The sequence below is a fragment of the Bartonella sp. MM73XJBT genome (genome assembly GCF_028618465.1).
Lineage (GTDB): Bacteria > Pseudomonadota > Alphaproteobacteria > Rhizobiales > Rhizobiaceae > Bartonella.
In genome coordinates this window covers 1-9,339 of sequence record NZ_JAQISY010000037.1, presented here as the reverse complement: position 1 = coordinate 9,339, position 9,339 = coordinate 1, and the positions used below count along the sequence as shown (strand labels likewise).

The following is a 9,339-nucleotide window of genomic DNA, read 5'->3' as shown; positions in this document are numbered from 1 at the left end:
AAATCTTTTCAAAAGCAGATATTCTTCTCTGCTCGATGCAACTTCATCATGATGGGTTGGGGTGTTTTGTTTTGTGAAGAGATCGGCGTAAAAAAGGCAATAGGAACATTTAAGATATTAGCAATTTCCTTTAAACGCCCAGCTCCAACACGATTTAATCCTGTTTCATATTTTTGAATTTGTTGGAAACTTACTCCTAAAGACTGCCCTAATTGTTTTTGAGACATTTTCAGCATGTTTCGTCTAAAGCGAATTTTTTTTGCCAATGAATTTGTCATTGAAAATGTCGTTATAAGGATTTTTACTTTGCATTTTCCCTCCCACCGGTTGCGAGCGCCCTCGCATTGGTATTCCGGGAGTTAAAAGCACTGAACTCAAATCAGTCTTTTGCTTTTAGTGCTTACAGCACTTGGACAGTGCAAAATCTCCCGGAATCCCGGGACACCCGCAAAGCGGGTTCATTTTTACGCTAGGGTTTAGGGCTTGTTGTCCCTCTTGGTCGTCGCGTATACGACCAAAACACCTCTCGATTCATAAAGTAATTTGAAATTATTTACAATAAAAATGACGACAGTGTTTCTTAACATATCATTTTTTAAGGTGAGTAGTGGTGTGCTTTTCATGCAATTAAAAAGCCTCATATTGAGAGAGGCTTTTAAAAAACTCCCATGCATGCGGAGAAACAGAGCCTATCACATTCTTTCTTTAGATTTCATTTTGATCAGAGATTAATTGTAAAATTGCTCTTTGTTTTACTTTAGCAAGGACTCTAAATCTTTTCAAAAGCAGATATTCTTCTCTGCTCGATGCAACTTCATCATGATGGGTTGGGGTGTTTTGTTTTGTGAAGAGATCGGCGTAAAAAAGGCAATAGGAACATTTAAGATATTAGCAATTTCCTTTAAACGCCCAGCTCCAACACGATTTAATCCTGTTTCATATTTTTGAATTTGTTGGAAACTTACTCCTAAAGACTGCCCTAATTGTTTTTGAGACATTTTCAGCATGTTTCGTCTAAAGCGAATTTTTTTTGCCAATGAATTTGTCATTGAAAATGTCGTTATAAGGATTTTTACTTTGCATTTTCCCTCCCACCGGTTGCGAGCGCCCTCGCATTGGTATTCCGGGAGTTAAAAGCACTGAACTCAAATCAGTCTTTTGCTTTTAGTGCTTACAGCACTTGGACAGTGCAAAATCTCCCGGAATCCCGGGACACCCGCAAAGCGGGTTCATTTTTACGCTCGGATTTAGGGCTTGTTGTCCCTCTTGGTCGTTGCGTATGCGACCCAAACACCTCTCAATTCATAAAGTAATTTGAGAGGATTAGCAATAAGAATGACGACAGCTTTGCTGTATGAAAGATCATAACAATATACAATGGGAAAAAACACGCAAAGACGCAACAACCCCCCCTTCTGTTTTCAAAAAATAATATCATTGTGCTCCCAAGAGATAAATTTTCATCCCCCCTGTAAAATCTCCATAAGAATCCCCATAACAATTTTTATGCAAAAATCTTTGTGTAAATTTTTAAAAGGCTTGCGTCTTGGCATTTTTTATGATCTTGCAAAGAGTTGAAAAGCTCTTTTTTGCGGCACTTATCTAGGCTTTTCTTTCAGAGTGTAAAAAAGTCTACCGCAAAGACAAGCAAAGAGCCTACCGCAAAGATAACAAGGAGGCTCACCCTAAAAGCAACATGAGAGCTCGCTGCCAAAACAACGAGGGAAAGAGCCATAAAGACAAAAGAGAGCTCTTTTTACAGGCATAGAATTGGATAGAGACGATGAAAATTAATGGCAATGAAATTCGCCCTGGTAATGTAATTGAGCATCAAGGCAGCCTATGGGTTGCTGTGAAATGCAACGCCGTAAAACCAGGAAAGGGTGGTGCATTTAATCAAGTTGAAATGAAAAACCTCATTGATGGTACAAAACTCAATGAGCGCTTTCGTGCTGCTGAAACGGTTGAGCGCGTACGCCTTGAACAAAAGGACTTTACCTTTCTTTATCAACAAGGTGATGCTCTCATTTTTATGGATTCAGAATCTTATGAACAGCTTGAATTACAAAAGGATTTTGTTGGTGAGCGCGCTGCTTTTCTCCAAGATGGGATGACTGTCACGGTTGAACTTTATCAAGAAAAGCCCATTGGCATATCGCTCCCTGATCAAGTTGTGGTGACGATTGCTGAAGCTGACCCCGCCATCAAAGGGCAAACGGTCACATCCTCTTATAAACCGGCCATTCTTGAAAATGGTATTCGCATTCTTGTCCCTCCCTTTATTAATGCCGGTGAACGTGTCATTGTCGATACCAACGAATTAACTTATTTGCGTCGTGCAAATGAAAAGGATAAATAAAGGAATATAACATGGCACATTCTGCAATCATGAATGTCATGGTGCAAGCCGCAATGAAAGCAGGGCGCTCGCTGGTGCGTGATTATGGAGAGGTACAAAATTTGCAAGTGTCTTTGAAGGGACCAGCAGATTATGTAAGTCAAGCAGATCGTAAAGCAGAAAAAATTATTTTTAATGAATTAAGCAAAGCGCGCCCCAAATTTGGTTTTCTGATGGAAGAGTCTGAGGAAATCATTGGCGAAGATTCACAACACCGTTTTATCGTTGATCCTCTGGATGGTACGACAAATTTTCTCCATGGCATACCTTTTTTTGCTGTTTCCATTGCTTTAGAGAGTCAAGGAAAAATCGTTGCTGGTGTCATTTATAATCCGGTAAGTGATGAACTCTTTACTGCTGAACGTGGTGGTGGTGCTTTTTTTAATGACCGGCGTTGTCGCGTTTCTGCACGGCGCAAGTTAGAAGATTGTGTCATTGCCACAGGCATGCCCCATTTGGGGAGCAAAGGTCATGGGACCTATCTCATTGAACTGCGCAATGTGATGGCAGAGGTTTCTGGACTTCGCCGTTTTGGCGCTGCTGCTCTTGATTTAGCTTATGTCGCTTCTGGTCGAACCGATGGCTATTGGGAAGACAATTTACAAATTTGGGATATGGCTGCTGGAATATTAATGGTCCGCGAAGCCGGTGGTTTTGTCACCGATAAGGAAGGTGGCAACGATATCTTTCGCAAAAAAAATATCCTTGCTGGCAATGAACTTATTCGCACCAAACTAGAGAGAGTCCTCAAAAAAGGCATTTAAACCTCAAAAGAGAATAATATGCCATTACCATGGGCACCCCCGTTTCTGTTGCCAAGATCATAGGAACTCTCTCATTGCAGTCTTGCAATGTGATGAAAGTTTCTGGACTTCGCCGTTTTGGCGCTGCTGCTCTTGATTGAGCTTATGTCATTAGCCACCAAGAAGAACCGATGGCTATTGGGAAAACAATTTACAAATTTGGCATATAGCTGCTGGAATATGAATGGTTCGCCAAATCGGTGGTTTTATCACCGATAAGGAAGGTTGCAACGATATCTTTCGCAAAAAATATCCTTGCTGGCAATGAATACAACCCCACCAAATGAGAGAGAGTTCTCAAAAAAGGCATTTAAACCTCAAAAGAACAATTTTTAATGTGCCATTATCATGGGCCCCCCTATTTTTGGTCGCCCAAGCCACACAACCTCTCTCATTGCACTCTTGCAATGTAATGAAAGTTTCTGGACTTCGCCGTTTTGGCGCTGCTTTACTTAATAATATATTGATTTATAATGATAATTTAGTGTTATTCATATTGAATAAGAACCCCGAATATCGTAAGATTCTCTCATTTCAAATCTGCTTAACTTGAATCAATCAAAACCATTTTTTTGCACGTCACAAGCGGGACTAGCGTGTGGGTAAAAACTGTACAAGAAAGGACCCAAAATAGCTGTTATGAATGCTCTCAAATACAAAGGCTGTCGCAACATTGGCAGCTGGCAAATATAATGATGATGCTGGCTTGCTCTTGATTGTGCTTATGGCGCTTCTGGTCGAACCGATGGTTATTGGGAAGATAGCTCACAAATTTGGCATATGGCTGCTGGAATATGAATGGTCCGCCAAATCGGTGGTTTTGTCACCGATAAGGACGGCGGTAACGATATCTTGGGCAAAAAAATATCCTTGCCGGCAATAAATACATCCGCACGAAACTAAAGAGAGTTCTCAAAAAAGGCATTTAAACCTTATAGCCTTAACACTGTGTTTAAAAAAGTCCACAGAGAAAGTCCCTTAGAATTCGAAAAACAATGGAGAAGAGGATTTTCAACTTTCTTTACAGAAATGATAGGAAATAACGGATAAGATGGTGACAAAAAGTCATCAAAAACAATCAATGCCGCCATAAGCTTCAAAAGATGCAATGACAGCTGAGCAAATATTATTAATCCTGCTTTTTCCTCCATTCCCCTACAAAAAACTATAAGACAAAAAGTACCATCACAACAAAATGCTCTCAAAAGCAACAGCCAAGGTAAAAAGCCTCCCCTACCCCTTATATTCTCTTGATACTAAGCAAAAAGAAAAAGATTGGCTCCAAACGCCTCTCCTCTTTGCTAAGAGCTGTCACATATGCCTCTCAAAAGTTTTCACTACTGTACAGTGATAGAGATCCCAGCAAATTCATTGATTCATACAATACTCCCCCCATCTCCTTCATTTAATCGTTATTTCAGATAACTTATAAAATGCTCACAAGATTGATCGTAATTCAAATATTTATTTGCGAGAATTGCTGATTGTATTTCATTCTCAAACCGTTCTTTTTCTTTATCAATAGCCGCTTGCAATGCTTGCACCTTCTTATCACCAAAGATAATTTTTAATTTCTCTTTTGAATTTCCTATTGTGATAAGCTTCTTCCAAAAGATCAACCGGTTATCACATGTCTCATTTGATGACCTCATCCATGCTTCAACGCCTAATTTGTAAGCTTCTTCAAATGTTGGCATCTCTTCAGAAATACTAAGGCCTTTTTTCTCTTCTTTATCTCTCTTTCTACAAACCTGTATTGCCCATTCAACCGTAGAGTAACAACAATCTTCATCAAAGGCAATATATCCTTCTTTCACCGTATCAATAAGCATCTTATAGTAAATAAAAGTTTCTCTTGCTGCCTTATAATCACTAGAAATATCATACAATAATGAGAGAAGCACCTTTTTACAAATGCATAGTCCGCTACAAGGCAGACTACCAAATCCTCTCAGTATCTTTTCTAGCGTTTCATATTCTGTGTATTTAGGTATATCTTCAAAGTAGATTTCCATAGATGCTAGCTCTTTATAGTGCCCTGAAGCTTTATCTTTTTGTTGCTGTTCATATTCAGCTGTAATCATATCATCAATCATATATAACCACCAATGAAGCAACATCATTGTAGGCTTATAGCGCTTTTTTTTCGTCAAAGGATCCACAAACTTTCGCAATTTAATGCCATTCTGTTTCATTAATCGCACGACTTTAGGATAAGCTTCCTTAAAAAGTGGACGCCTCATTACTTCATTTATTCTTTCAATCTGCTCTGCAGTAAATTTTACTCTCAGCGCATCCTCATAAAGAAGAAATGTATTTGCATATCCTTGAGCACAAATATCTGCCACCACCACCGGATACTGCTTGTCACTAATTTCAGAAAAATACCCAGGATTTTTTATTTCCAGTATACTCCTTTCCCATTGCCTTACTCCCTCATCCCATTGCGCAATCCATTCCTTTGATATTTTTTGCGTTTTTTGAAAAAGCCTTTGCTCTCCTTGTGCAAGAATATTTTGATATATCGCGCACTCTCGATATCGTAGCTGCAGTAATTTCTCACATTGCTCAAGTTGTTCACTTAATTGCTTTTTCTGATGATTTGCGAATGCTAACGTTAAACTCTCCACAAAATAGGCTATAATTGCCACAATTAACAAAGCCTTCGTTGAAAATCCGCAAAACCAAAGCACCCCAAGTATGATAATGAATAAAATTGTATCTTTGAACCCCGCATTCCAGCCTTTCTCTATTGCCTTCCAAAGGCCGTAGATTATGCTCCCTGCTATGATTATTCCTACTATAACCATGAAAGTATCGTGATCACCCATTCTTACTCTCTTTTATCCTCACCGACATTGAGTACAGCTCCCTTACCGATTCCTCGATATTGTATCATTATGTGCATATCTGCTTTGAGAAGCACTACATATTTTATTTTAATAAAAATAATACACAAAATATAGCTTATTGCATTGGTAATATACAACAATTCGTATTTAATTATACTGCTATCATGCTTTATGCACTCTAAAAAAGCCTTATAAGCCCTCAAAAGGCATAATCCATAAAATAGGGAGCAAAGAACTAAAAATCTTAACACAACAAAACATGCTGTCTGCTCTGTTCACCCTGTTGAGTCACATCAACAAAAAGCATTTATTTTCCCATTTATCAGCTTTTCGAACTTACAACAGTACGAAAGCATTGGGCGTCTGAACTTGACATCATTTTATCTTTACACAGACAAGATATTCTGTACACAAAAGCTTTTTCATTAAAAATACGCCATTTCACAGAATAAAAGGTCATTCAAGAATTCAAGAAATAGCCTCTTGCCCCTCTTTTTTTCAAGAGTCCTTAAAAGCAATAAACCTACCAGAAAAGAGTGGTACTCTTAAATCTACTGGCTCTTGTATCATGAAGACTTATTCGGGAGAAAATTGCAATTTGGCGAGGTAAGCATAAACGCCATTTTTTGCCACAAGCTCTGCATGGGTTCCTTCTTCCACAAGGGCGCCTTTATCCATCACGAGAATCCGATCGGCTTTTAAAATTGTTGCCAAACGGTGAGCAATCACCAATGTTGTTCGATTTTGCATGAGCCCTTCTAAGGCTTCTTGCACCAACTTTTCACTGTTTGCATCTAAGGCAGATGTTGCTTCATCAAGCAATAACAGGGGAGCATTTCTTAAAATCGCCCGGGCTATACCAATGCGTTGTTTTTGTCCACCAGAAAGCATCGTACCGCGTTCTCCCACTTCGGTATCAAAACCATTTGGTAAGGCTTCAATAAATTCAAGGGCATTGGCTGCTTGAGCAGCAGCAATAATTTGCTCTTCCACGACATTTTCTGTCCCGAACATAATATTATCGCGCAGCGTGCCATCAAAAATGTCAACATCTTGTGGAACATAAGAGATTGCACCACGTAAATCTTGCAAAGAGAGACGATTAACTTCCACGCCATCAAAGCAAATTTTTCCACTTGTTGGATCATAAAAACGAAGAATTAAAGAAAAAATTGTGCTTTTCCCCGCCCCTGAAGCGCCAACAAAAGCAACCGTTTCACCCGCTTTGATAGAAAAAGAAAGACAACGCAAAATCCTGTCTTCTGGTCTGGAAGGATAAGTAAAATCCACCTGATCAAAAATAAGTGCGCCTTGAACAGGCTTTGCCAAAGGGGAAGGATTTCCTAGTGCTAAGATAGTAGGCTGTTCTTGTAGCAATTCGGCAAGCCGTTCAGCAGCGCCTGCTGCTTGGATTAATTCTGCACCAAGTTCCGATAATTGTGCAAAAGTGGTTGCTCCAAAAACGGCATAGAGAACAAACTGACCTAAAGTTCCTGCCGTCATAGTGCCATTTAAAACATCTCGAGAGCCAATCCATAAAACAGCAACCACACTGCTAAAAACCAGAAAAATGGCAAAGCCAGTAAAAAAAGAACGCAAGATCACAGAAGTGCGCGCTGTCTGGAAAGCACGCTCAATCAACTGTGAGAAACGTGTCGCAACAAGTTTTTCAGCGGTAAAAGCTTGTACAGTACGAATAGCACTAACCTGTTCGGTTGCCAAAGCATTGGCATCTGCGACACGGTCCTGTGCTGCACGTGTACGTGTACGAACCTTGCGCCCAAAGACAACTAACGGAATAGCAACAAAGGGAATGGCAAGCAGCACCAATGCAGATAATTTTGCATTAGTGATAACCATCATCACGATTGCGCCGATGACCACAATCAAATGGCGTAAAGCAGTAGAGGCGGTTGAGCCAACGGCTAATTTTATTTGCGTTGTATCGGTGAGCAGCCTTGAAACAAGTTCACCAGAATGAGACTTATCAAAAAAAGCAGGCGAAAGTTTCATAATATGGACAAAAACATCACGCCGTAAATCGGCAACAATCCGTTCTCCCAAAGTGATAACACAATAATAACGGCAAGCCGAAGCAAGGGCGAGAAGCAAAGCCAAAACAAATAACATAAAGAAATAAAAATTGATATGCCCATGGCTTGAGGCAGAAAAACCATGGTCAAACATTTTACCGATAGCAACAGGCAAAGCGAGTGTGATAAGAGCAGCAATGGTTAAAGCACAAAAAGCAAAAATAAACAGCCAACGATAACGGATAAGATAAGGAGCAAAAGTTTTAAGCGAAGAGAATGAAGAATTTTTCACAGAAGGTGTGGTAGATTTTTCTGAATGATTAAAGAGATTCATAAGGGGTTGCTCACTCTATTAGATTGTCCATAACCGTTGATACAATGATGTATCTTGAACACTTGTTTTTTGATGCGTGCTCGGTTATAGAAATGGTACTTTAATTAATTTATCAAAAAGACAAAGGAAGCGCACTTAAAAAATGAGCAAGTGCCACTTCATTTTACAAACACAAAAGGTTTGACGCATGAAAGCGAATATTCATCCCGACTATCACAAAATTACCGTCGTTATGACGGATGGTAGCCAATACACAACGCGTTCCACTTGGGGAAAAGAAGGGGACGTCCTGAATCTGGATATCGACCCAAGAACCCATCCAGCATGGACAGGTGGGTCTCAAACCCTCGTAGACCGTGGTGGTCGTGTTTCTAAATTCAAAAACCGTTTTGGTAATCTTGGCATGTAAAAGCCTATTTAAAAGCCTATTATGGTAAAAGACAGAAAATGTTTCATAAAGTTTGAGCACATTAAAAACAATGAAACTTCTTGAGACAAAAAAGAATACAGTTTCATGACTTTTACAATTCAGGCTTTTATAAAAAACACATGTAAAATTTCCAAGAAAAGATGCCCTGCCTTAAAATGCGGGGCTTTTTGTGTGTCTGATAAACAATAACGGTTGATTGTGCCCGAGACCGTGATAATAGAGAGAAAAAAGAACAGAGACTCTTCCCTGAAACAGGCGAAAAGCAGTCTGTCACCTCAAAGCAGCGCACAATGGAATGACCACATGCGCCTCCAGTACACTCCCAGTTCAAAAAACAGAACAATCCTTAACTCCTTGACACAAAAGCAACAAACGGACAAGAGCCCATGCATTTTGCCCCTCTTATATTGGCAATGTCTGTGCATCAATGGCAACCACTTACACAGTCCTTGAGCAAAACGCACTCTAGAAGCGCAAAGTATCTTGACG

Annotated in this window: 5 protein-coding genes and 3 pseudogenes; 4 read left to right on the top strand and 4 right to left on the bottom strand. The window is 39.7% G+C overall.

Annotated features, from left to right (window positions below; all coding sequences use genetic code 11):
- Together PVV69_RS08375 and PVV69_RS08370 are read right to left on the bottom strand one after the other, a co-directional pair.
- Nucleotides 1-345 (bottom strand): annotated as a pseudogene (locus PVV69_RS08375) (helix-turn-helix domain-containing protein); the annotation flags it as partial.
- 360 nt (nucleotides 346-705) lie between these two features.
- Nucleotides 706-1,116: pseudogene (locus PVV69_RS08370) on the bottom strand (helix-turn-helix domain-containing protein).
- A 667-nt stretch (nucleotides 1,117-1,783) separates the two neighbouring features.
- Here PVV69_RS08370 and efp point away from each other — a divergent pair.
- The 3 genes and pseudogenes from efp to PVV69_RS08355 form a co-directional block, all read left to right on the top strand.
- Nucleotides 1,784-2,359, top strand: a complete 576-nt coding sequence (efp, locus tag PVV69_RS08365) for an elongation factor P (protein ID WP_273720657.1) — start codon at nucleotides 1,784-1,786, stop codon at nucleotides 2,357-2,359.
- Nucleotides 2,360-2,370: 11 nt separating this feature from the next.
- Nucleotides 2,371-3,162 carry an inositol monophosphatase family protein gene (locus tag PVV69_RS08360; protein ID WP_273757146.1) on the top strand — a complete coding sequence of 264 codons (792 nt, stop codon included), beginning with the start codon at nucleotides 2,371-2,373 and terminating at the stop codon, nucleotides 3,160-3,162.
- A 747-nt stretch (nucleotides 3,163-3,909) separates the two neighbouring features.
- Nucleotides 3,910-4,130, top strand: a pseudogene (locus PVV69_RS08355) (inositol monophosphatase family protein); the annotation flags it as partial.
- A gap of 483 nt (nucleotides 4,131-4,613) precedes the next feature.
- Here PVV69_RS08355 and PVV69_RS08350 read toward each other — a convergent pair.
- Nucleotides 4,614-6,032: a hypothetical protein gene (locus PVV69_RS08350; RefSeq protein WP_273757145.1), complete on the bottom strand. Its 1,419-nt coding sequence runs from the start codon at nucleotides 6,030-6,032 to the stop codon at nucleotides 4,614-4,616.
- Nucleotides 6,033-6,629: 597 nt separating this feature from the next.
- Nucleotides 6,630-8,420 carry an ABC transporter transmembrane domain-containing protein gene (locus PVV69_RS08345; protein WP_273757144.1) on the bottom strand — a complete coding sequence of 597 codons (1,791 nt, stop codon included), beginning with the start codon at nucleotides 8,418-8,420 and terminating at the stop codon, nucleotides 6,630-6,632.
- Nucleotides 8,421-8,607: 187 nt separating this feature from the next.
- Here PVV69_RS08345 and rpmE point away from each other — a divergent pair, with 187 nt between their 5' ends.
- Nucleotides 8,608-8,829: a 50S ribosomal protein L31 gene (rpmE, locus tag PVV69_RS08340; protein ID WP_144751381.1), complete on the top strand. Its 222-nt coding sequence runs from the start codon at nucleotides 8,608-8,610 to the stop codon at nucleotides 8,827-8,829.
- Nucleotides 8,830-9,339 lie beyond the last annotated feature (510 nt).

Coding starts and splice junctions, on each gene's coding strand:
- efp (WP_273720657.1), top strand. CDS start 1,784: ATGAAAATTAATGGCAATGAAATTCGCCCTGGTAATGTAATTGAGCAT.
- PVV69_RS08360 (WP_273757146.1), top strand. CDS start 2,371: ATGGCACATTCTGCAATCATGAATGTCATGGTGCAAGCCGCAATGAAA.
- PVV69_RS08350 (WP_273757145.1), bottom strand. CDS start 6,032: ATGGGTGATCACGATACTTTCATGGTTATAGTAGGAATAATCATAGCA.
- PVV69_RS08345 (WP_273757144.1), bottom strand. CDS start 8,420: ATGAATCTCTTTAATCATTCAGAAAAATCTACCACACCTTCTGTGAAA.
- rpmE (WP_144751381.1), top strand. CDS start 8,608: ATGAAAGCGAATATTCATCCCGACTATCACAAAATTACCGTCGTTATG.